The following is a 23,442-nucleotide window of genomic DNA, read 5'->3' on the forward strand; positions in this document are numbered from 1 at the left end:
TGAGGACGCGCAGGCCCTTTTGCTGGAGGCCGCGGATAAAACGTCCGCACGCAATTTGATTTATGTGGATCGGCGCGGGGTTGTGTTGGCGGCGGCGCATGATGATATTCCATTGGACCTTGCCAGTTCGTCCTATTTTCGGCGTGCCATACAGGGCGCACTTGGGGCGCATCATGATGTGACAGGGGCGGACGAGCGACGGCTTTATTATTTTGCGGCTCCTAGCTTTGGTGTGGATGGACAAGCGCGTGGTGCGCTGATTGTGATTATCGAGGTCGAAGCGATCGAATTTGAATGGCGTGGTGGACGTCCTGCGGTGTTTTTCACCGACGATCTGGGGGATGTGTTTGTGTCTAACCGGACAGAGATGCTGCTTTGGACGCGCGAGAGCTTGGAAAGTGAGTTTCGCGATCGCGCAGGACGCTTGCAAGAAACGGCGGCGCGATTTGTCGGACCTTATGAATTGTGGAACATCAATTGGGGTCCCTATTTGCCCGAGAGGGCGCTTCATTTGGTGCGGCCCATGCCAGTGATCGGCCTGACGGGGGAAGCGTTGATTGATGTGGTACCTGCCTTGCGTTTGGCGGGATTGCAGGCGGCTGTCTTTGCAGCCCTGAGCCTGGCAGTGGGCGCGTTGTTGTTTTTGGTGACAGAGCGGCGGCGCGTTTTGGCGGTGCAGAACGCAAAACTTGAAGCACGGGTTCTGGAGCGTACTGAAGAGCTGCGCGTGATGCAGGGCGAATTGGTGCAAGCGGGCAAGTTAAGCGCGTTGGGACAAATGTCTGCGGGCATTTCACATGAATTGAACCAGCCGTTGATGGCGATCCGCTCGTTCGCGGAAAACAGCACGGTCTTTCTAGAGCGCGGTCAGGCCGACATTGCTGGTGAGAATTTGAAGCGAATTTCCGAACTCGCGCGCCGTATGGGGCGGATCATCAAGAACCTGCGGGCCTTTGCGCGCAATGAAAGTGAAGCGATTAGCACGGTTGATCTGGTGTCGATCATTGAGGGTGCTCTTGATCTAAACAACGCGCGACGCCGCGAGGGCGATATCGCATTGGAGTGGAGTTCGCCTGAAGATACCGTGCATGTGCGCGGCGGTGAAGTGCGTTTGGGGCAGGTCTTCTTGAACCTCATCACGAACGCATGTGACGCAATGGTGGATCGCGACGTGCGGCGTTTGACGATTGCAGTGGAACAAATGGGACCGCGTGTGCGTGCGACTGTGGCGGACACGGGGCCGGGGATCACTGCGCCGGACCGTATTTTTGACCCGTTTTACACGACCAAAGAGGTTGGAGCGTCCGAGGGGATGGGTTTAGGCCTGTCGATTTCATACGGTCTGGTGCAAAGTTTTGGCGGAAATATCAAAGGCGAAAACCGCGAAGGTGGGGGGGCGTTGTTCACAATAGAACTGGAAGCGGCATCCGATGTCGCACAGGCTGAGGGCATGATATGAGACGGGTTTTATTGGTAGAAGACGACGCCCCTGTGCGCGAGGCCTTGGCGCAAAGCCTGATGTTGGCAGAGTGCGATCCGGTGCCTGCTGCGTCCTTCGTTGTCGCCAAAGATCATATTACGCGTGGCTTTGAGGGCGTCATTGTCTCGGACATGCGCATGCCGGGGCGCGATGGGTTTCATTTATTGAATTATGCTCAAGACGTCGATGTCGATTTGCCCGTAATCCTACTGACGGGTGAAGGCGACATTCCGATGGCAGTTCGCGCCATGGGCGAGGGGGCGTTCGGATTTCTTGAAAAGCCCTGCGCGCCAAGTGACCTGATGGTGGTTGTCGAACGCGCCCTAAAGACCCGAGCGCTGGTTTTGGAAAACCGCGCTTTGAAAATACAGCTAGAGGCGGGTGATCCTGCGGCGCGGCTTATATTCGGAGTGTCAGACAAAGCAGAAGCCCTGCGCGAGCAGGTGCGCGCCGTCGCACGAACAGGCAGTGATGCGTTGCTGAGTGGTGCGCCGGGAACGGGGATCTATAAAGTCGCGGAGGTTATTCACCTGTGCTCAAAATCCGCATGCGCGCCGTTTGTGAAACGCAGTGGCGCAGGCCTTGATCCGGTCGCTTTGGACGCGGCTCTGGACGATGCCAAAGGTGGGACACTGTTCATTGATGAAATCAGCGCGACACCAGCCCAAAGCCAGTTTCAATTGCTCGATCGGTTAGAGCAAGCAGTCAATGTACGTGTGATCGGGGGGGGGGCGACGCGAGACACGCTACAAACTGCACTGAATCCTGATCTGTTCTATCGCCTTGATGTGGGGCGCGCGCATATTCCAACCTTGGCAGAGCGACCCGAAGATATCCCCGTGCTCTTTGCCCAATACGTTGCACAAGCGGCCGAACAATCGGGGACAATTGCGCCCGAAGTTGGGTCAGATCAGATAGCAGACTTGATCGCGCAAGACTGGCCCGGCAATGCGCGGTCTCTGATGAGTGCTGCGACGCGTTTCGTATTGGGGGGCGACACGCAGGTGCACGCGAGCTTGCAATTAGGGTTGAGCGAACAGTTGGCACAGGTCGAACGGGCTTTGCTTGTGTCGGCCCTTGGTCAGCACAAAGGGCAGGCGAGCGCGACCGCGAAGGCGCTAAAGCTTCCACGCAAAACGTTTTATGACAAGCTCGCGCGGTACGACTTAAAGCCCGAGAATTATCGCACCTGAACCTTGTTTCGGTGAAGCGGCTTTGTTTTGAAGGTGGGGCAAAGATGTGCGGGGAATCGCACATTTGGCATAGGTGCCTGTGTGGATATCCGCACACATTTGGGCGTGTTTTTTAATGCACTCTAGGTAACGCATTAATTTTTAAAAAAAAAATCTACGACGGAGGATTGGTAACAAAAGCTTGAGCGTTGTTCCGCTTATGATCATTCTGAACAACACAGAAGCAACGGACGAGTCGTTGCTTCAAAACTAAAACAATTCTCTGGGAGGAGATTATCATGAAATTCTTAGTAACAGCAGCAACCGCAATGGCACTTGCCGTCACTGCAAACACAGCAGTCGCAGCCTGTGACGACGGCGAAATCGTCATCAAGTTCAGCCATGTGACAAACACGGACAAGCACCCTAAAGGCATCGCCGCAACTTTGCTTGAGCAGCGCGTCAACGACGAGATGAACGGCAAAGCCTGCATGGAAGTTTTCCCGAACTCCACGCTTTATAACGATGACCAGGTTCTAGAAGCATTGCTTCAGGGCGACGTTCAAATGGCGGCTCCTTCGCTTTCCAAGTTTGAGCAGTTCACAAAGACATTCCGCCTGTTCGACCTTCCGTTCATATTCAAGAACATCAACGCAGTTGACGAGTTCCAGACATCTGAAACGGGTCAGGCGATGAAAGAATCCATGACACGTCGTGGTCTCTTGGGTCTTGCGTTCTGGCACAATGGCATGAAGCAAATGTCAGCCAACAAAGCACTGACACTGCCAACAGACGCAGCTGGCCTTAAGTTCCGTGTTCAGAACTCTGACGTTTTGAAAGCACAAATGGCGGCAATCGGTGGTTCACCACAGCCAATGGCCTTCTCAGAAGTATACGGTGCCTTGCAGACAGGCGTTGTGGACGGTCAAGAGAACACATGGTCCAACATCTATGGCCGTAAGTTTTTCGAAGTGCAGGACGGTGTTACAGAAACCAACCATGGTATCATCGACTATCTCGTTGTGACGTCCACAGACTTCATGGACAACTTGCCTGACGATGTGCGTGAGCAGCTGACAACAATCGTGACCGAAGTCACGGCTGCACGTAACTCTGAGTCCACAGCCGTGAACGCATCTGCAAAAGACGCAATCATCGAAGCTGGCGGCGTTGTACGTGAGTTGTCCGCAGAGCAGCGTGACGTTTGGGTTGCTGCGATGAAGCCAGTGTGGGAGCAGTTCCGCGAAGACGTTGGTCAAGATAACATCGATGCAGCACAAGCGATCAACATGAACCACTAAGACGGCTTTATTGTCGTTAGGATCGGCGCGGAAATACCAGCGCCGATCCATTCTAAAAATTCACATTTTACAATTTGAGGAGGCAAGAGCATGTCTGCGCATTATCAGCCGCAAACTGCACTGGGCCGCGCTGTGAATGAGATCGAAGAGACGGCGATTGCGCTGATCTTGGGTCTTATGACACTGATCACGTTCACCAATGTGGTTCTGCGTTATGGGTTCAATACAGGATTGATTTGGGGGCTTGAGATGGTCACCTTCCTCTTTGCTTGGCTCGTGCTTTTTGGCATTAGCTATGCTGTCAAAATAACCGCGCACTTGGGTGTTGATGCGATCATCAACCTCTTTGATGCGCCAAAGAAGCGTATTCTGGCGATTGTCGCCGTTGGCGTTTGTATCGCTTATGCGTTTTTGTTGACAAAGGGCGCGTGGGATTACTGGGCACCGTTTGCAGGTCTTGATGCAACGTCTGGTCGTTGGTTCCCAACGGGTTTCGAAAATACGCGCGATCAGGCGTGGTATGAGACCAACGATATTCCATTGCCAGAAATGCTGCGATTCTTAGAGGGCATGTTCAATCAAGGCGAGGAATACGAAAAGCTACCGCGTTTCATTCCATATGCCATGCTTCCGTTTGGTGCTGGCCTTTTGCTGTTCCGTTTTATCCAAGTCGGCATCCGCGTCGTCAAAGGAATGCAGAAAACGATCATCGTTAGTCACGAATCCGAAGAAGACGTCGCAAACGTCGCCCATATGAATAAGGAGGGCTAAGTCATGGAAGTTGCAATTCTATTTGCCATGGTGATCGGCCTGATGTTGGTCGGCGTCCCTATCGCGATTTCGCTCGGGTTCTCGTCCATTTTGTTCCTGTTGGTGCTGAGTGATACATCGCTGGCCTCAATTGCGCAGACGTTTTTCCAAGCGATGGCAGGGCACTACACGCTGCTGGCGATCCCGTTCTTTATCCTTGCGTCGTCGTTCATGTCGACGGGCGGTGTGGCGCAGCGGATCATTCGTTTCTCGATCGCCATTGTTGGCCATCTTCCCGGTGGTCTGGCGATTGCGGGTGTGTTCGCTTGTATGTTGTTCGCGGCATTGTCGGGGTCTAGCCCTGCGACGGTTGTCGCCATTGGATCTATCGTGATCGCTGGCATGGTTCAGGTCGGATATACCAAAGACTTTGCAGCAGGCGTGATCGCCAATGCGGGGACGCTCGGTATCTTGATCCCACCGTCAATCGTTATGGTTGTTTACGCATCTGCAACGGATGTGTCCGTGGGACGTATGTTCCTTGCGGGTGTTATCCCGGGTTTTATGGCGGGAACCATGTTGATGGTGACAATCTATGCCATCGCCAAGGTTAAGAACCTACCCAAAGGTGAATGGCAGGGCTGGGGCGAAGTCTGGGCTGCTGGATCTGAGGCGGGCTGGGGTCTATTCCTGATCGTGATCATTCTGGGCGGTATCTATGGCGGTATCTTCACCCCGACAGAGGCCGCAGCGGTTGCTGCTGTCTATGCCTTCTTCATCGCAAGTTTCGTGTACCGCGATATGGGACCGCTGAAGACAGTTGAAGGGCAGCCGAATGCCACATTGCTGCAAAAGCCTTGGGCCCTGATTACAGCGTTCTTCCATAAAGACACGCGTGATACGCTGTTTGATGCGGGTAAACTGACCGTCACGCTGATGTTCATTATCGCCAACGCGTTGATCTTGAAGCACGTTCTCACGGACGAGCAAATTCCACAACAGATCGCAGGCGCGATGCTGGATGCGGGCTTTGGTCCTGTGGTATTCCTGATTATCGTCAACGTGATCTTGTTGATCGGTGGTCAGTTCATGGAGCCCTCTGGTCTGATCGTGATCGTTGCACCACTGGTGTTTCCAATCGCGATCCAGCTGGGCATTGATCCGATCCACCTTGGTATCATTATGGTTGTGAACATGGAGATTGGTATGATCACACCGCCCGTTGGCTTGAACCTGTTCGTCACCTCTGGTGTCGCGGGCATGCCGATGATGCGTGTTGTGCGTGCGGCGTTGCCATTCCTTGCCGTGCTCTTCGTGTTCTTGATTATGATCACTTACATTCCGATCATATCGACCTTCTTGCCCACATACTTCATGGGGCCGGAGATCATTATCAAATAGCGAAAAGGCTGTTTATTTAGATACGACCGCGTCCGATTAAGTTCGGGCGCGGTTTTTTTGCGTGCTATCTTCAAGGTGCAGACCGCAAAACGCTTGTCGTGGAGCAATGCCAGAAAAGTCCAAGTATTTCAAGAGGTGGGGGGTATTTACACCAGCTGGCAGCCCGTACGAGAATCGAACTCGTCTTTCCAGGTTGAAAACCTGGCGTCCTAACCGATAGACGAACGGGCCAGCGAGCTGGTGTGAGGCGGTTCTAGGCAAAGACGCCGACCCGCGCAAGAGTAAAAGTTAGGTTTTTTAACAGAAGTTTTAAAGTCGGTTTTCGCAGCGTTATTAAGCGGGTGCAGCGTCCTCTAAACGCAATTGCGGGCTTTGACGTCCGCCCCATGAATTGATCTCTAGGCGACCCGCGAGATGGAATCGTTTCCCGCCGTGGTTTTCTAGGGCTGGGCCAAGCGGGCTGTCCATTGCGCCAAAGCAAATCGCCTCAATGCGCGCGCCAAGGCCATCGCCAAACGTAACTTTCAGATGGGTTTCTCCGACGCGCTTTGCAAAACGGATTTCACAATCAGGAAAGGCAAAGCGCGGGGCAGGCGCACCAGCACCGAATGGGCCAGCGTGTTCGATCTGTTCGATCAATTCGACTTGCGCGGCACCGGGCATTAAGAGACCACCGTCTAGGCGCAGATCAGCAGGGCCAGCATCACCCGCGCCTTGCTTGGCCATCAACTCAGTCAAGCGCGCCATCGCGGGTTCAAGTTGCGCGCGTGACAGGCTCAGGCCAGCCGCCATTTTATGACCGCCACCCTTTTCGATAAGGCCCTCTTGGGCGAGCTTTTGGATAGACGCACCCAGATCGACGCCCGAGATGGAGCGGCCAGAACCTTTGCCCACTTCGCCATCAAATCCGATGACAATTGTGGGTCGGTGCGCGGCATCTTTCAGGCGGGACGCAACGATGCCCACGACACCGGGATGCCAGCCTTCGCCTGCGGCCCAGACGAGCGGGGCGTCAAAGCCACGTTGCTCGGCCTGCTCTAATGCGGCAGCGCGCACGTTGTTTTCAATATCGCGACGTTCTGTGTTAAGCATATCAAGGCGTTCGGCCATGGCCGTGGCCTCATGCGGGTCACGGGTGGCTAAAAGGCGTGCGCCAAGGTCGGCTTTTCCAATGCGTCCGCCTGCGTTGACGCGTGGGCCAAGCAGAAATCCAAGGTGATAGGATGAGGGGGCTGTGTCCATGCGCGACACATCCGCAAGGGCGGTGATGCCGACCCGTTCGCGACGCCCCATAACGGTCAGGCCTTGGCGCACCAACGCGCGGTTCACACCGATCAAGGGCGCAACGTCTGCGACCGTGCCGAGGGCCACAAGATCAAGCATGTTTAAAAGGTTAGGGCCGCTTGCACCGTCCACGCGCAGTTGACGGCCAGCCTCAACAAGCATCAGGAACACAACACCCGCGGCACAAAGATGTGCGAGATCACCCGTTTCATCCGCACGATTTGGATTTACGACAGCATATGCGGGGGGCAATGTTTCGCCGCCCAAGTGGTGATCCAGAACCACGACGTCAGCGCCGACAGCCGCCGCAATTGGTCCATGCGACAGCGTTCCGCAATCGACGCAGATGATTAGATCATGCGCGCTTGCGAGCATGGACATGGCTTCATCGTTAGGACCGTAGCCTTCATCAATGCGGTCAGGAATATAAAGCGTCGCGCTCTGGTCGAAATGGCGCAACCAATCAATGATCAACGCAGCGGATGTACCGCCGTCTACGTCGTAATCCGCAAAGATCGCAATTTTCTGACGGGCTTTGACGGCTGCCAAAATAAGAGCGGTTCCCTTTTCCATATCCCGCAGGGAACGCGGGTCGGGCAGCAGGTCTTTGAGGGTGGGCGCAAGGAATGCGTCGGCCTCTTCGGGTGCAACACCGCGTTTGGCAAGCACATTGCAAAGAGGTGCGGGCAGGCCAGTGACCTGTGCCATGGCTTCAGCGTGGCGCGCGATCTTGATGTCAGGGCCAACCCAGCGTCGTCCAGTGAGAGAGTGTTCGACGTTGAGGAAGGCACCCATATTTTAGTGCCCGCCTGTTGGAACACGGTAGGACATGCGACGCATGGAGCCTGTTTTTGAACGCATCAACAGGGTTTCTGTCGTAACATAGCCTACCTCGCGTTTAATTGCTGGAAGCAGCGTGCCACCTGTAACGCCTGTGGCGGCAAAAATCACGTCTTGGGTCACCATATCGTCACGCGTATAGATGCGATTTAGATCTGTGATGCCTGCTTTGTCAGCGCGGCGGCGTTCATCATCATTGCGAAACAACAGGCGGCCTATCATTTGGCCACCCATACATTTCAAAGCCGATGCGGCCAGCACGCCCTCCGGCGCGCCGCCTGTGCCCATATACATGTCGATGCCTGTCAAATCAGGTTCCGCGCAATGCATGACTCCTGCGACGTCGCCGTCTGTGATCAGACGGATAGAAGCACCCGTCGAGCGGACTTCGGCGATCATTTCTTCGTGGCGAGGACGTTCCAACATGCACACAGTGATGTCGCTGGGCGCGCAGCCTTTTTCAGTGGCAAGCGCGGAAACACGCGTTGCGTAGGGCATATCAAGCGTGACGATCCCATCTGCAAAGCCTGGGCCGATGGCAAGTTTGTCCATATAAACGTCGGGTGCATGCAGCATGGACCCGCGTGGCCCCATTGCAATGACGGTCAGCGCGTTGGGCATATCTTTGGCCGTGAGCGTTGTGCCCTCAAGTGGATCTAACGCGATATCGACGCCGGGGCCATTGCCTGTGCCGACCTCTTCGCCAATGTAGAGCATGGGGGCTTCATCGCGTTCACCTTCACCGATGACGACAATGCCTGCAATATCGAGAAGGTTGAGTTGTTCGCGCATTGCGTTGACGGCGGCTTGGTCAGCAGCCTTTTCATCGCCGCGCCCGATCAGGCTGGCAGAGGCAATCGCGGCTTGTTCTGCGACCCGTGCAAGGCCAAGGGATAGCATACGGTCATTGAAATCTGTTAATTGCGCCATTTGGATCGTCCTTCTTCGCATACACCTATTTGGGTAGCGGGACGGTGGTGGCAAGACAAGGGGGATAGCGTGTGTCTGGTGCGTGTTTGCGCTGACATTCGGGTTTCGAAGTGGGGTTTGCAGGCGAGAGAGCCAGCCCTCTCGCATGCTGTCGAGGTATTTAAAGGTCAGTGAATTCGTTTCAAAGAATTTCGATACGCAGGGCAACAGGGGACGTCGCAACAACGTCGGTCTTGTTGATCGCCTCGATCGCTTGGTCCAGCGCTTGGCGCATGCATTTATGCGTGACAAAAAGAACAGGTGCCGTTTCGTCGGCGTGGCCGAGTTGGCGCATACGGTCGATAGAGATGCCCGCGTTGCCAAGGATGCTGGCGACTTTGGCCATAGCGCCGGGTTTGTCATGCAGTCCGACGCGCAAATAGAAGGGCGCGGGTGAGGCTGCTACGGCGGAGGGCGCGTCTTGCAATTGCGTCGCCGGAATTCCGAATGTGGGAATGCGAATGCCGCGTGCGATATCCATGACGTCACCCATCACAGCACTTGCGGTGGGACCCATGCCAGCACCCGGGCCGCGCAGGACGATTTGTTCGACATTATTGCCCTCGATCACGACCATGTTGGTGCCTCCATCAAGCTGGCTGAGAGCGGATGTGTCGGGCACGAGGCAAGGCGTCATGCGTTGCTCTAATCCACGGCCCGTCATTTGGGTGACGCCCAATAGTTTGATCTTAAAGCCCATGTCAGCGGCGTGTTTGATGTCTTGCAGCTCGATCCGCTGGATACCTTCAAGTTCGACGGACGCGAAATCAACGCGTGTGCCGAACGCGATAGAGGCGAGCAGGGCGAGTTTGTGACCAGCGTCAATGCCGCCAACGTCAAGGTTTGGATCGGCCTCTAGGTAGCCAAGTTCGGCGCATTCATCGAAAAGCGCGTTATAGCCACGGCCTGATTTTTCCATGTTGGTCAGAATGTAGTTACAGGTGCCGTTCATCACGCCCATGAGGCGCGTGATTTCGTTACCAGCAAGGCCCTCAAGGAGGGATTTGATTACTGGGATACCCCCTGCAACAGCGGCTTCATAGCGGATGACTGATCCCGCGGCTTCGGCGGTTTCTGCGAGGACTTGGCCGTGATGGGCAAGCAGTGCTTTGTTCGCTGTGACCACGTCTTTGCCAGCGGCCAATGCGGCCTCGACAGCATCTTTAGCAGGACCGGTGTCACCGCCTATCAATTCGACGAACACATCCACGTCGTCTCGTTTCGCCAACGCGACAGCGTCTGTTTCCCACGCATAGCCCGCGAGTGATACACCGCGATCGCGCGTTTGATCGCGTGCGCAGACAGCTGTGATGACGACATCGCGACCCGCGCGCGCACTCAGCAGTTGGGCTTGTTGGCGCACAATTTTGACCACGCCCTTTCCAACTGTTCCAAGTCCTGCAATTCCGAGGCGTAATGGTGTAGCTTTGGTCATGTGAAGTCTCCTAGAACGAAATGGGCGCAAGGGTTGCGTTCCTTGGCTTTACTGGGGCAAGGGCATCTGTGCAATGTCACTTTTATGGCTTTTGGCGGTTTCTGAGAGACTACTCTGGGACAGTTGGTGGCGTTATTCCACCTTCTAGGCGTTTGCGCAGTTCATCGTCAAAGATCGAGCCTTCGTCGGCTTCTGCCTCACGGCGTTCGTGCAAAGCGTCGAGACGTTCGAGAAGGGGATCCTTGGTTTCTTCAACTGTCGCGCCATCGGGTGTTGTGAGAAGGTCATCGCGCCGCGTGGTCAAGTCGGTTTCGACGTCGTCAGTGATTGTTGCTTTGGATTCTTCTAACAACACCGAAAGAGGCACGAGTTCCGGGTAGGGTAATTTGCTGTCGAACTGTTCTTCAGAAAGCTCGAGTTCCGGAAATTTTTTGCATCCTGATACACTTGCGCACAAAAGGGCGAGAGCAAAAATGGCTGATGTGCTAAGATGTGTCATAAAACGTCGGTCCAAAAACTTTTGGCCTTAGTGGCCCAGCAACACGCGACTGGCAAGGTAAACCGGATTACAGGTTTTTTTTGAACGCATGTTCAGTTAACCTATCCCGATGGCAAGAACTCAGGGATCATATTCGGGCACGACGGGCCCACGCGTGCGCAAGGCGGCGCAAAAACTGTTTGCACGCAATGGCTATGCTACTGTTTCTATGCGTCAAATTGCGGCTGATGTCGGTGTTCAAGCGGGCGCGCTCTATAACTACACGCCTGACAAGCAGACGTTGCTGTTTGATTTGATGAAGCAGCATATGGATGAATTGCTCGCCGCGCGCGCTGCGCAGGATGTCGCCCAAGTGCCATTGGCGGCCTTAGAAGGTTTTACGCGATTTCACATTCGCTTTCACCTTGATCGCCCCGACGCGGTTTTCATCGCATACATGGAATTGCGCAACCTGACAGAGCCGCATTTCGAACAGCTCGAGCAGTTGCGTGCCACCTATGAAGGTGAGTTGATGGCGATCTTGAGCGCGGGTCAAGTCGCGGGAGTGTTCGATCTTAGGGACATAAAAGTTGCGTCGCGCGCTGTAATCGCGATGCTGACAGGCGTGACGACATGGTATCGTGACAGCGGCGCGCTAAGCCGCGAGGATGTCGAAGAAATCTATTGGCAAATGGTGCGCAAAGCGGTGGCCGCGACGTAGGGTTCAGCCTTTAGAACGTTGCGACGGGCCACAAAATTCCGATACTTACTGTGACTGGACGTGCGATCACATATCACGCGTCCAGACGTCAGGGTGCGTGAAATCACGCGACCTTACGGATTGCAGTTTAGTGCGCCGGTTTGATAAAGGTTCCGTTGCGCAGTTCTTTCACGGCCTGCATCAGTTCCTCGCGGGTGTTCATTACGATAGGTCCGTGCCACGCGACAGGTTCTTTCAAAGGTTGTCCTGAAATCAGCAAAAAGCGCACGCCGTCTTCGCCGGCCTGAACGGTCACCTCTTCGGACGCGCCGAATTTAACCAGTGTGCGGTTGCCCGACATATCGCGGATGTTGACCTCTTCGCCGCCGACTTCTTTTTCGAGCAGCACACCCATGGGGGCGCAGGCGTCAACGAAGGCCGCGCTGCCCTCAAATACATACGCAAATGCGCGACGATGGTGGCTAAGTTTGAAGGTTTTCTTGACGCCAGCAGGCACGAATACATCTAGGTATTGCGGATCGGCGGCAATACCATCTACAGGTCCACGCTTGCCCCAGAATTCGCCCACAACGACTTTCACACGTGTGCCGTCATCATCTGTTATCTCTGGTATCTCTTTACTTTCAACGTCTTGGTAACGTGGCGCGGTCATTTTCAACGCTGAAGGGAGATTGGCCCAGAGCTGAAACCCATGCATCTGCCCTTTGGCATTTCCGTGCGGCATTTCTTGGTGCATGATACCAGAACCAGCCGTCATCCATTGGACATCGCCCGCACCAAGCGAGCCTGTGTTACCAAGGCTGTCGCCGTGATCGACCGTGCCATTCAGAACGTATGTGATGGTTTCGATTCCGCGATGGGGATGCCATGGAAACCCTTTTTCGAATTTGCTGGGGTGATCACCACGAAAGTCGTCGAACAAGAGGAAGGGATCTTGTTTGGTTGGGTCTTGGAACCCAAAGGCGCGATGCAAGTGAACGCCTGCGCCCTCTAGTGTGGGCGTTGCGGCGGACGTTTCGAATTTTGAGCTGACGGACAATGGATGTCTCCTTTTGCTGTTGAGGCAGACATAAGGTGCGCTGCATTGCGTGCAATTGGGCGAATTCCAACCGTGTCTGTGCGTGGTTGCACAGGGGTGGGGTTAGCCGCCTGTGTGGCTCATGTGGCGTGTGACTTGGCCATCGGCTTTTTGGCGCGAATAGTCGAAATCATGGCCCTTGGGTTTGATCCCGATTGCTGCGCGAATTGCGTCTTGCAGGGGGGCGTTGTCATTCGGGTAGTTGCGCAAAGGGGCGCGCAGGTCGGCCATGTCTTCCTGACCAAGGCACAGATACAGATCGCCCGTACAGGTCAGGCGCACGCGATTGCAGCTTTCGCAGAAATTATGCGTCAGCGGTGTGATAAAACCGATCTTCTGGCCAGTCTCTTCAAGGCGCACATAGCGGGCAGGGCCGCCCGTGCGTTCTGTCAGTTCCGTCAACGTGTAATGTTGCGCCAATTGTTTGCGCAAATCGGTTAGCGCCCAATATTGACCCACACGATCCTCGTTGCCGAGATCGCCCATTGGCATGACTTCGATCCAGGTCAGGCTGATGTCACGCTCAGCGCACCACTGTGTCATCGTGATCAGCTCGTCCTCGTTGAAGTCTTTCAAAGCGACCGCATTAATTTTCACTTTTAGCCCCGCTGCCAACGCTGCGTCGACCCCTTTGAGAACCTGCACAAGGCTGCCCCAGCGGGTCACACGCGCGAATTTCTCCTCATTCAACGTATCAAGTGAGATGTTCACACGTCGCACACCTGCCGCATACAGCGGCTCTGCAAAGCGCGAAAGCTGGCTGCCGTTGGTCGTTAGCGTCAGCTCTTCCAGCGCACCACTGTCCAAATGACGGCTCATCCCTTGGAAAAACGTCATGATATCGCGTCGCACAAGCGGTTCACCGCCGGTTATCCGCAACTTCTTCACACCCAAGTCGATAAACGTGCTGCACATACGATCCAATTCTTCGAGCGTCAGGAGCTCTTTCTTGGGAAGAAACTGCATGTTTTCGCTCATGCAGTAGACACAGCGAAAATCGCAACGGTCTGTCACAGAGACGCGCAAATAGGTGATCGCACGGGCGAAAGGATCAATCAGGGGAGCATTCATGACGTGAAACTAGTGCGCGTTTGCACAGCCCGCAAGGGGACATTGATGGCGCGTGAACACGTTATTGCGTTCGCTGCGTCAGGGGATAAATATAGTGGTATGAAACATAGATTTTTTCCGATCGCGCTGCTGGTTTTAGGCGCATGTACGCAAATGCCTGAAACGACTGCAATTCCAGAGATCGACGTCGTCGCCGACGCTACGCAAGTGCGTCCAAAGGTGCGCCCCGCCGGACTGGGGCGCGTGGTTCCGACAGCGGCACGCACGGCGGAAGAATTTGATGTGACCACTGCTGAGGAACGCAAAGCTGCCGCCGCGGCCCCGGTTGTGGCCAGCGAAAAGCGGCTTGGGTTGACCGTTGTGTCGCTTGGTGATCCCACGCAAGCGGGGTTCTGGATAAAAACGCCAATGGTCAGCGCACAAGGCAAAGGCCGCGTTGTCTATCCCGGCACAGGCAAATCTGTACAGGTTAATCTTATCCCGATTGAGGGCGCGGATTCCGCGGGGAGCCGTTTGTCGCTTGCGGCGTTCCGATTGATCGAAGCGCCGCTCACTGAATTGCCTGAAGTCGAAGTTTTCTCAGGCGGTTAAGCGTCCACAGACGGTAGATTGCGCGCGGCTTCTTTGCGCACGGAGGGTCGCATCGCGTCACCGTGGGCGTCCAAGAAGGCTTGAACGCGCGGTGCGTCGTGCTTGCTAAGTTCGCGCAGCCACACGCCCACGGATTTTTGGATCAGCCAGAGAGGATCGTTGGAATATGTGGCGGCCCAGCCAAGAATGCATTCGCGGGCGTCTAGATCTGCGGGCTTGGGATTGTTCTGTTTGGTCCACGGAAGTGTCATCACCAGAGCGGCGCGCTGTGTCCAGACGTGGTCTGATTTTGTCCAAGTCTCGATCTCATCAAGACGCGCAGGATTCATAGCCACGCGTTTCTGACCTGCTTTGCAAACTTGATCTGCGATGGCCTCGCAATCAAGATCGGGAACCCAGCTTGTTATCAAGTCCCAGGTTGCGGTGTCGGGGCGGATAATCGCACGGGTCACAAGTTTGGCTGCAAGTATGCGCGCCTCAAACACGTTTGTTGTCCAAAGTTTGGATGCAAGATCCACACCGTAGTCGTCACTCTCAACGGCGCGTAACTCTGCGCCTATTTCGTTCAGTTCTGTATTCGACACGCCGTAGTAGGGGCGCAGGACCTTATGATACTTCGCCAAATCGGCAGCACGTTCAGGATTCGTCTTTTCGCTGAGCGCTTGGATCACTTCGATATAGGTCATTCTACGGTCACAGACTTGGCTAGGTTACGGGGTTGGTCCACGTCAGTGCCTTTGGCGACAGCAGTGTGATAGGCCAGCAATTGAGCAGGGATCGAATAGACAATCGGGCTAATGATCGGGTGACATTCGGGCATCGTAATGCTGCCCCAAACATCGCCTGCATGCGCCAAGCCCTTGCGATCAGAGATAAGCAGGACTTTGCCCGAGCGTGCCATGACTTCCTGCATGTTTGAAATTGATTTGTCGTACAGCTCATCTGAGGGTGCCACAACAACCACTGGCACCTTTTTGTCGATTAGCGCGATGGGGCCGTGCTTTAGCTCACCTGATGCATAAGCTTCGGCATGTATGTAGCTGATTTCTTTTAATTTGAGTGCGCCTTCATGCGCGATTGGGTACATCAATCCGCGTCCCAAAAAAAGGATATCGCGTGCTTCTGCAAGCTTGCGCGCGTGGCCTTTGATTTCATCTGTCTGCGTTAAAGCAACATTCAGCAAACCCGGCAAAGACCGCATTGCAACGACGGCTTCGCTAAGCGCTGCCTTTGACATCGTGCCGCGATCTCGTGCGGCTTTTAGAGCGAGGGACAGTAAAACTGTTAGCTGGCATGTGAAAGCTTTGGTTGAGGCCACGCCGATCTCTACACCCGCAAAAATGGGGTAGGTTTGATCGCTTTCACGTGCGATCGAGCTTTCGGCAACGTTGGTTACAGACAGGATTTTATCGGCCTTACCTGCGCAGTAGCGCAAGGCTGCGAGCGTGTCAGCTGTTTCACCAGATTGGCTTACGAAAAGCGCTGCCGTTTGAGCAGGGAGGGGCGGTTCACGATAGCGGAACTCAGATGCAACATCGACTTCAACGGGAATACGCGCGAGCTTTTCGAACCAATATTTCGCGGTTAGACACGCGTAAAACGCAGTTCCGCAGGCCACCATTGTGAGGCGTTCGATCTTGGAAAAATCGATATCTACACCGGGAAGCAGCACTTCATTACCAGCAATCGGTAGGTAATTGTTGATCGCCGCACCCACAACAACGGGTTGTTCTGCTATTTCTTTGGCCATGAAATGATCAAAGCCAGATTTGTCGACCTTTGCTGTGTCAATCTCGATCACGCGCATGTTGCGGCCTACTTGATGGCCCTTTGCATCCCAAATTTTCAGACTGTCACGCGTTAAAACTGCGCGGTCACCTTCTTCTAAGTATGTGATACGATTGGTTAAAGGGGCCAGCGCAATAGCATCAGAACCAATGTACATCTCTTCATTGCCGTGACCAATCGCAAGCGGCGAACCCTTGCGCGCAGCGACCATTAAATCATTTTCACCGTGGAACAAGAACGCCAAAGCGAACGCGCCATCAAGGCGGGACAGGGTTTTTTCAGCAGCTTCAACAGGGCTGAGGCCCGTTTGCATGTAGTGATGGGTCAAGAGGGCGACGGTTTCGGTATCTGTTTCGGTGACAAATTCAATACCGTGGCCCGCAAGCTCTTCGCGCAGTTCGCGGAAGTTTTCGATGATGCCATTGTGAACGACTGCGACGGGGCCTGCTTGGTGGGGATGCGCGTTTTCGGTGGTCGGGGCACCGTGCGTGGCCCAGCGGGTGTGACCGATGCCAGATTTGCCTGCCAACGGATTATGCACCAGAAGGTCGGACAGGTACACCAGCTTTCCAACTGCGCGACGGCGCTCTAAAACACCATCGTTAACCGTTGCAATTCCCGCACTGTCATAGCCGCGATATTCGAGGCGACGTAGGGCTTCAACAAGCGTTGGTGCGACTTCGTGTTGACCGAGTATCCCGATAATTCCACACATTATGACGTTCCTTTTGCTTTGGAAGCTTTCTTTTTCTTTAACATATCGAACAATTTGACTGCGAGGCCAGGATTGTTCACTTGCTTGGTTCTTGCAATGGCAAGCGCGTCATCTGGCACATCTTGGGTGACCACTGTACCGCTGCCTGTCATGGCGTTTGCACCAACAGAGACGGGCGCAATCAGCAATGTATTGGAACCGATGAAACTAGCTTCGCCAATTTCGGTGTGATGCTTCATGACCCCATCATAATTACAGGTGATTGTTCCCGCACCAATGTTTGCACGCGCGCCGACATGCGCATCGCCGATGTAGGAGAGGTGATTCACCTTAGCCCCCTCATCAATCACTGCGTTTTTGATCTCAACGAAATTGCCAACTTTCGTGAACTCCGCGAGTTCTGTACCTGGGCGCAAGCGCGCGTAGGGGCCTACAGTTGCGCCGCGGCTCACATGGCACCCCTCAAGATGGCTGAAAGCACGAATATGTGCGCCATTCTCTACGGTAACGGCAGGGCCAAAGACCACGTTGGGTTCAATGATTGTGTCAGGGCCGATGTAGGTATCATGTGAAAGATAGACTGTGTCAGGGGCGTGCAAGGTGACGCCAGCCTCCATCAGATCTATGCGGGCTTTGCGTTGAAAAATGGCATCTGCTTCGGCGAGTTGGACACGTGAATTCACGCCCAGCGTTTCACTTTCGTCACAGGTGACCGACGTCGCGCTGAGACCTTTAGATTGCGCGATTTCTACGATGTCGGTGAGGTAATATTCACCCGCTGCATTCTCGTTTGTGACGGCATCGATCAAGTCGAACAGAACATCAGAATTGGCACAAATAACGCCACTATTACAAAGCGTTATCTTGCGTTCATCATCAGATAATTCTTTGAATTCAACGATTTTTTCAAGGCTGTCGCCAGACATGACAAGGCGTCCGTAACGGCCCGGATCAGCGGCCTCAAAACCCAAAACGATGACATCATGTGATGCGCGTGCAATGGCCATTCGTTCAAGCGTTTCGGGGCTAATAAAGGGCGTGTCACCGTAGAGAACAATCACATCGCCTTCGAACTCGGAAAGGGCAGTCTTCGCTTGGGCGACCGCATGCGCAGTGCCAAGCTGTTCGATTTGCAAAACGACCTCTGCATTTTCGTCAAAGGCGGTTGCTGCAGCACTCACGGCATCGGCACCGTGACCCGCGATAACAATCGTTTTTGAGGGGTCCAACGCGTCGGCGCTTTTCATGGCGTGGACAAGCATTGGTGCGCCTGCCACTTCGTGCAGAACTTTCGGAAGATCAGAATTCATACGGGTGCCCTTGCCAGCAGCAAGGATAAGCAGAGCAATGCTCATATTAGGGAATACTCTTTGCAATTTATTAACGTCCGTTCTACCTAAACTTTGAGATGCCGCAAGGCGCGCATGATCACACTAGATTGCGGTGTGTGTCAGGTGCATCGCTTTTCGGATCACCTCTATTAGTTCGGAGTCCCTATGCGCACAGTAATTTTTGATCTTGATGGAACGCTTGCTGATACCAGCGGTGATTTATTAGCCGCCGCGAACACATGTTTCGAGAACTTGGGTATGGCTGTTCGTTTGCATCCCTCCACCGATGCGGGCGTGGCACTGCGCGGAGGCCGTGCAATGCTGACCCGCGGGATTGAGCGTGAAACAGGGCAAGCCCCTGATCCAGCCGTGCTTGATGCACAGTACAAACCCTTGCTGGATGCGTATGAAAAGGTGATTGCTGTCCATACGGTACTATATCCTGGGGTTATGGCGGCGATTGAAAGACTGGGTGCAAATGGCATTCCGGTCGGTATTTGCACGAACAAACCAGAGTATTTGGCAGAAATATTGATGACCAAGTTGGGCGTGCGGGATGCGTTTGGCTCGCTCATAGGTGCGGATACGTTGCCTGTGCGCAAGCCTGATCCCGAACCGTTTTTTGAAGCTGTGCGCCGTTTGTGCGGGGATCCCAAGCGCGCCTGTCTGATTGGGGATACGATCACGGATCACAACACGGCGCGTGCTGCGGGTGTACCAAGCGTGCTTGTAACGTTCGGGCCGGGTGCGGCTGCGGGACAAGCGGATATTCGCGCGCTGGAACCCGATGCGCTGCTCGATCACTTCGATGATTTGCCTGATTTGATTGAAAAAATACTCCCTGCATAAGCGAGAGACACTATGAGCGAACGTTTTACTGGCAGTTTCACCCAACAAGAACCGATCCCGAAGGCAGGGATTGACGCCGCACTGCGGGTTTTGCAGTCAGGTCGTTTGCACCGTTACAACGTAGCGGACGGCGAGCACGGCGAAACAGCGCTGCTAGAGCAAGAGTTCGCAACCTCGGTAGATGCGAAATATTGCTTGGCCGTGGCGTCCGGCGGATATGCTATGGCAACGGCTTTGCGCGCGGTTGGCGTAAAGGCGGGAGATAAAGTTCTGTCGAACGCGTTTACACTCGCACCTGTCCCGGGCGCGATTGCAGCCGTAGGGGGCGACCCTCTTTTTGTTGGGGTCACCCGTGACTTGACGATTGATCTGGACGATCTTGAGGCCAAATCCGATCAAGCCAGCGTTCTTCTTTTGAGCCATATGCGTGGTCACATGTGCGATATGGATCGGCTTATGTCGATTTGTGACGCTGCGGGGATCAAAGTGATTGAGGACTGCGCACATACGATGGGGGCCAAATGGAACGGAACGTGGTCGGGGCGTAATGGCGTAATGGGCTGCTATTCGTGCCAAACGTACAAGCATGTGAATTCGGGTGAGGGCGGCTTGTTGGTCAGTGATGACGACGACCTTATGGCGCGTGCGATCATGTTGTCGGGCAGTTATATGTTGTTTGAGCGTCATTTGGCGGGACCCCCAAAAGAAGCGTTTGCACAGATCAAATATGAAACACCCAATATTTCTGGCCGCATGGATCACTTGCGCGCCGCCATTTTGCGCCCTCAATTGGCGGATTTAGAGACACAGGTGACACGTTGGAATGATCGCTATCGTGCGGTGGAGCAGGGTTTGGCCGATACAACAGGTCTGACTGTGATCGCGCGGGATGTTAAAGAGCGCTATGTTGGATCGTCCATTCAGTTCCTCTTGGAGGGATGGAGCGCTGAGGGCGTGAAAGAGGCAATTGCACGTTGTTCTGCGCGCGGGGTCGAGTTGAAGTGGTTTGGCGGTGCAGAACCTGTGGCGTTCACCTCGCGTTATGATAGTTGGCGCTATGTGGCGTGCGAACCAATGCCCGCAACGGATGAGATTTTGCGCGGCATTGTGGATATGCGGCTGCCTTTGACGTTCAGTGTTGAGGATTGCGCGTTCATCGCGCAGATCATTCGCTCAGAAGTATCGGCGGTTTATCAAGAGATGGGTGCGTGAGATCACGTACACTACGGTAGTTTAGGAAAAGTTTATGTCGGCTTCTCGCCGTTTCGAATGGCCGACTTGTGCGGTGTTGATTGCATGTTATGCGGCGTTTGCTGTGGCGACGACTTGGCTGGCCGCGCTTTGGCTGCCCTTGGGCACTGCCTTAGCGGTCTTGTCGGTCGCATTGCATTCTTCGCTGGCCCACGAAGCGCTGCACGGACATCCGTTTCGCAACAAACATTTGAACGCTGCGTTGGTGTTTCCCGCGCTTAGTTTTGCCATTCCCTACATCCGTTTTCGCGACACACATTTGGCGCATCACGTGGATAGCCGGTTGACCGATCCTTATGATGATCCAGAAAGCTGTTATCTTGATCCGAAGGTTTGGAGTAAGTTGAGCACGCCCTCTAAGGCGATGTTTAATTTCAATAATACGCTGTTTGGACGTGTTTTGGTTGGGCCGCTTATTGGGCAGTATTTCTTTATGCTGGCCGATTGGAAGCTGATCATCGCAGGTAATAAGCGTGTGCTGATCAGTTGGGTGTGGCACGTACCAGCTGCGGCCTTACCGATTTGGTGGGTGTTGGCGTTCGGGGCGATGCCGCTTTGGGCCTACTTCCTTGCGGTCTATGCTGGATTGTCCGTTTTGAAAATCCGCACATACCTTGAGCACCAAGCGCATGAAGAAGCGCGAGGGCGCACTGTGATCATTGAGGATCGCGGACTATTGGCATTCTTGTTTTTGAACAATAACCTCCATTCGGTACATCACCTTAATCCTGGTGTGTCATGGTATGATCTGCCCGCACTTTATGCGTCCGGGAAAGAGCGGTTTTTGGAAAACAACGAGGGCTATCGCTTCGGGTCCTACGCCGATGTGTTTCGCCCGTATTTTTTCAAAGCGAAAGAACCCGTCGCACATCCACTTCGGCCCGCAAACAACGGATAGGAAAAAGCGCGATCATGGAGCTTTGGATATTTGCCACGATCGTTGCGACGATTTTTCAAACCGTTCGCTTTATGTTGCAAAAGCAGTTGAGCATGGGCGCGCTGAGCACTGGCGGCGCGACCTTTGCGCGTTTTGCGTATTCCGCGCCGTTATTGGCTGTTGTGTTGGTCGCATGGTTTGGTTTGAATGATGTTGATGTCCCAAAGATCACAGCACGCTTCTGGCTTATGGGGGCGATTGGCGGTTTGGCGCAGATCATGGCGACGGTCTGTGTCGTGGCGCTTTTTAGGACACGCAATTTTGCAGTTGGCATCACGTTTAAGAAAACAGAAGTCATACTGTCGGTCTTGGTGGGCATTGTGGTGCTGGGCGAGGGCGTGTCTGGCTATGGGTTCTTTGCGATCCTTATTGGGCTGTTCGGGGTGTTGCTATTATCCAAAACGCCAAGTGTGGAGGGCGGTTGGGTTCAGCGCGTTTGCACGCGGGCAGCGGCCTTGGGGCTTGGATCAGGGTTTTTATTCGCAATTTCAGCAGTGACCTATCGCGCTGCAACTTTGGAAGTTGGGGCAGACGCACCGCTCTTGCGGGCAGCGGTGACGTTATCAGCTGTGACCTTGATGCAATTCACTGCCATGGCAATCTGGTTACGCGTTCGCGAACCCGGTCAGTTGGGGGCCGTTTGGTCTGCGCGGCGCAAAGCGGCGCTGATCGGACTGACGAGTGTGGCAGGCAGTCTGGGATGGTTCGTTGCCTTTACCCTGCAAACTGCAGCGTACGTGAATGCATTGGGACAGATTGAGCTGATCTTTTCATTGATCGTTTCGACGTTGGTATTCAAAGAAAAGCTAAGCCTGCGCGAAGGACTAGGGATTGGTTTTCTATCCGCAAGTGTTTTGCTGTTGATTTTGGTAACACGGTAACGCTTTGATGTCGCTCTACTGATCAAGTGGGGATGCGCCTGAAAGGCGCAGGAACAAGCTTTCTTCTTCTGAGTTTAGAAACATTGGCACGCTTTTGGGGGGTGCAGTTTCTTTTGTGCGCCCTGAAACCTCTGCGAGGACAACTTCGGTTATGAAGGGCAGGTCGAATTTACGCACATCTTCCAATGCGATCCATTGCAAGTGAGAGAGTTCATCAGAGGCGTTTGAGAAATCGTCGATGTTACCTTGCAAAGCATCTGCATCAATCAAGAAAAAGCGCGCATCGAAACGGCGAGGGCGCCCAGGTGGTGTGATTGCGCGAAACACGAATTGCAGGGCAGAGGCGTCGGGCAGGTGGTGCGTGGCCGCGAAACCTTGCCAATCGTCGGGGGCATCCGTGGTCCAAGTGCCTTTGGTGCCCAGCACAAGGCCGGTCTCTTCCCAAAGCTCACGGATGGCTGCAACACCGAGTGCGTGTGTGCGATCGCTGTCGGTTTCTTGTAATAAGTGTTGGGTGCAGTGTGGATTGATCGGTTCCGCGAGCGCGATATCAGCGTCGCCTGCATCGACCGCGCCACCGGGGAAGACGAATTTATTGGGCATGAAGGCCGCTTTAGCGCCGCGTTGCCCCATAAGAACCCGTGGATTTGTCGCACGATCGCGCAGCACGATCACGGTGGATGCATGGCGGATAGCGGTTTTGTCAATCTTGGGCGTTTCAGTCATTGCGTTTGCACTCCGCGGTAAAGAATTTACCTAAGCGCAAACAATCATGCTGCTTCGCGTGTATCAAGGGCTGTCTCTTGTTCAAAGCCAAACATGCGTTTGGCCCATTGATATGCAACAATCATGCCTTTGAAACGCGGCAGTAAATAGAGCGACAGGGCGATACATCCGACAGCGAAGATCGTGAACAAGATCAGTGGTTCGGGGCGGAATTTTACAAACACAAAGTGCAATGAGGGTGCCATCAAATGCCCGACGATCAAAATTGTCAGGTAGGCAGGTCCGTCATCTGCGCGCGCATGTGTGAAGTTTTGGCGACACACTGTGCAGCTTTCGCGCATTTTTAAATATCCGCGCAGAACAGGGCCGCTTCCGCAATTCGGACATTTACGA

General features: G+C 54.2%; 22 protein-coding genes and 1 tRNA gene. 11 read left to right on the forward strand and 12 right to left on the reverse strand.

Features of this window, described 5'->3' with window-relative positions; translation table 11 throughout:
- The 5 genes from QZ279_RS04320 to QZ279_RS04340 all read left to right on the forward strand — a co-directional run.
- Positions 1 to 1,459: ATP-binding protein (locus QZ279_RS04320; RefSeq protein ID WP_293448377.1), on the forward strand; the 1,459-nt coding region annotated here is incomplete at its 5' end.
- A complete protein-coding gene (locus QZ279_RS04325) occupies positions 1,456 to 2,673 on the forward strand; it encodes a response regulator (protein WP_293448379.1) in 1,218 nt (405 codons plus the stop codon). The genes QZ279_RS04320 and QZ279_RS04325, both read left to right, overlap by 4 nt.
- A 278-nt stretch (positions 2,674 to 2,951) precedes the next feature.
- On the forward strand, positions 2,952 to 3,953 hold the full coding sequence (locus QZ279_RS04330; protein WP_293448381.1) for a DctP family TRAP transporter solute-binding subunit: 1,002 nt from the start codon (positions 2,952 to 2,954) through the stop codon (positions 3,951 to 3,953).
- Positions 3,954 to 4,043: 90 nt separating this feature from the next.
- The gene (locus tag QZ279_RS04335) at positions 4,044 to 4,724 is read left to right on the forward strand and encodes a TRAP transporter small permease (protein WP_293448384.1); all 681 of its coding nucleotides are present in this window, start codon (positions 4,044 to 4,046) and stop codon (positions 4,722 to 4,724) included.
- Between the two features lie 3 nt (positions 4,725 to 4,727).
- A complete protein-coding gene (locus tag QZ279_RS04340) occupies positions 4,728 to 6,104 on the forward strand; it encodes a TRAP transporter large permease (RefSeq protein WP_293448387.1) in 1,377 nt (458 codons plus the stop codon).
- 156 nt (positions 6,105 to 6,260) lie between these two features.
- Here the strand turns inward: QZ279_RS04340 and QZ279_RS04345 are convergent.
- The 5 genes from QZ279_RS04345 to QZ279_RS04365 all read right to left on the reverse strand — a co-directional run bounded on the left by QZ279_RS04345 (position 6,261) and on the right by QZ279_RS04365 (position 11,131).
- Positions 6,261 to 6,335: transfer RNA gene (locus QZ279_RS04345), tRNA-Glu, on the reverse strand.
- Positions 6,336 to 6,437: 102 nt separating this feature from the next.
- Positions 6,438 to 8,183, reverse strand: a complete 1,746-nt coding sequence (recJ, locus tag QZ279_RS04350) for a single-stranded-DNA-specific exonuclease RecJ (RefSeq protein ID WP_293448389.1) — start codon at positions 8,181 to 8,183, stop codon at positions 6,438 to 6,440.
- A 3-nt stretch (positions 8,184 to 8,186) separates the two neighbouring features.
- Positions 8,187 to 9,158, reverse strand: coding sequence for a class II fructose-bisphosphatase (glpX, locus tag QZ279_RS04355; protein WP_293448392.1), 972 nt, complete (start codon positions 9,156 to 9,158; stop codon positions 8,187 to 8,189).
- Between the two features lie 181 nt (positions 9,159 to 9,339).
- Positions 9,340 to 10,632, reverse strand: a complete 1,293-nt coding sequence (locus QZ279_RS04360) for a homoserine dehydrogenase (RefSeq protein ID WP_293448394.1) — start codon at positions 10,630 to 10,632, stop codon at positions 9,340 to 9,342.
- A gap of 109 nt (positions 10,633 to 10,741) precedes the next feature.
- Entirely contained in the window at positions 10,742 to 11,131 is a 390-nt protein-coding gene (locus QZ279_RS04365) for a hypothetical protein (RefSeq protein ID WP_293448397.1), read from the reverse strand.
- A gap of 109 nt (positions 11,132 to 11,240) precedes the next feature.
- On the opposite strand from QZ279_RS04365, the gene QZ279_RS04370 reads away from it, so the two are divergent.
- A complete protein-coding gene (locus QZ279_RS04370; RefSeq protein ID WP_293448400.1) occupies positions 11,241 to 11,831 on the forward strand; it encodes a TetR/AcrR family transcriptional regulator in 591 nt (196 codons plus the stop codon).
- A 127-nt stretch (positions 11,832 to 11,958) separates the two neighbouring features.
- Here QZ279_RS04370 and QZ279_RS04375 read toward each other — a convergent pair whose 3' ends face one another.
- Positions 11,959 to 12,870, reverse strand: a complete 912-nt coding sequence (locus QZ279_RS04375) for a pirin family protein (protein ID WP_293448403.1) — start codon at positions 12,868 to 12,870, stop codon at positions 11,959 to 11,961.
- Positions 12,871 to 12,972: 102 nt separating this feature from the next.
- A complete protein-coding gene (gene moaA, locus QZ279_RS04380) occupies positions 12,973 to 13,980 on the reverse strand; it encodes a GTP 3',8-cyclase MoaA (protein WP_293448406.1) in 1,008 nt (335 codons plus the stop codon).
- Positions 13,981 to 14,079: 99 nt separating this feature from the next.
- Between moaA and QZ279_RS04385 the strand changes: the two genes are divergently transcribed.
- Positions 14,080 to 14,571, forward strand: a complete 492-nt coding sequence (locus tag QZ279_RS04385; protein ID WP_293448409.1) for a hypothetical protein — start codon at positions 14,080 to 14,082, stop codon at positions 14,569 to 14,571.
- Here the strand turns inward: QZ279_RS04385 and QZ279_RS04390 are convergent.
- Genes QZ279_RS04390 through glmU form a run of 3 tightly spaced genes read right to left on the reverse strand, consistent with a single transcriptional unit; the run spans position 14,568 to position 18,429 of the window.
- Entirely contained in the window at positions 14,568 to 15,257 is a 690-nt protein-coding gene (locus QZ279_RS04390) for a DNA alkylation repair protein (RefSeq protein WP_293448412.1), read from the reverse strand. The two genes, QZ279_RS04385 and QZ279_RS04390, sit on opposite strands and share 4 nt — an antisense overlap.
- Complete coding sequence (glmS, locus tag QZ279_RS04395; RefSeq protein ID WP_293448415.1) at positions 15,254 to 17,074, reverse strand: glutamine--fructose-6-phosphate transaminase (isomerizing); 1,821 nt, start codon at positions 17,072 to 17,074, stop codon at positions 15,254 to 15,256. Before glmS ends, QZ279_RS04390 begins: the two co-directional genes overlap by 4 nt.
- Positions 17,074 to 18,429: a bifunctional UDP-N-acetylglucosamine diphosphorylase/glucosamine-1-phosphate N-acetyltransferase GlmU gene (glmU, locus tag QZ279_RS04400; protein WP_293448418.1), complete on the reverse strand. Its 1,356-nt coding sequence runs from the start codon at positions 18,427 to 18,429 to the stop codon at positions 17,074 to 17,076. Before glmU ends, glmS begins: the two co-directional genes overlap by 1 nt.
- 141 nt (positions 18,430 to 18,570) lie before the next feature.
- Between glmU and QZ279_RS04405 the strand changes: the two genes are divergently transcribed.
- Genes QZ279_RS04405 through QZ279_RS04420 form a run of 4 tightly spaced genes read left to right on the forward strand, consistent with a single transcriptional unit; the run spans position 18,571 to position 22,323 of the window.
- On the forward strand, positions 18,571 to 19,254 hold the full coding sequence (locus tag QZ279_RS04405) for an HAD-IA family hydrolase (RefSeq protein ID WP_293448420.1): 684 nt from the start codon (positions 18,571 to 18,573) through the stop codon (positions 19,252 to 19,254).
- Positions 19,255 to 19,266: 12 nt separating this feature from the next.
- Complete coding sequence (locus tag QZ279_RS04410; protein WP_293448424.1) at positions 19,267 to 20,466, forward strand: DegT/DnrJ/EryC1/StrS family aminotransferase; 1,200 nt, start codon at positions 19,267 to 19,269, stop codon at positions 20,464 to 20,466.
- 34 nt (positions 20,467 to 20,500) lie between these two features.
- Entirely contained in the window at positions 20,501 to 21,403 is a 903-nt protein-coding gene (locus tag QZ279_RS04415) for a fatty acid desaturase (protein WP_293448427.1), read from the forward strand.
- 14 nt (positions 21,404 to 21,417) lie between these two features.
- Entirely contained in the window at positions 21,418 to 22,323 is a 906-nt protein-coding gene (locus tag QZ279_RS04420) for a DMT family transporter (protein ID WP_293448430.1), read from the forward strand.
- Between the two features lie 15 nt (positions 22,324 to 22,338).
- Here the strand turns inward: QZ279_RS04420 and QZ279_RS04425 are convergent, their stop codons facing one another.
- Together QZ279_RS04425 and QZ279_RS04430 are read right to left on the reverse strand one after the other, a co-directional pair.
- On the reverse strand, positions 22,339 to 23,049 hold the full coding sequence (locus QZ279_RS04425) for an NUDIX hydrolase (RefSeq protein ID WP_293448433.1): 711 nt from the start codon (positions 23,047 to 23,049) through the stop codon (positions 22,339 to 22,341).
- A 44-nt stretch (positions 23,050 to 23,093) separates the two neighbouring features.
- A partial coding sequence (locus QZ279_RS04430; RefSeq protein ID WP_293448436.1) for a DUF983 domain-containing protein occupies positions 23,094 to 23,442 on the reverse strand: 349 nt, incomplete at its 5' end.

It is taken from the genome of Planktotalea sp., from assembly GCF_018607965.1.
In the GTDB taxonomy this organism is placed as follows: domain Bacteria; phylum Pseudomonadota; class Alphaproteobacteria; order Rhodobacterales; family Rhodobacteraceae; genus Planktotalea.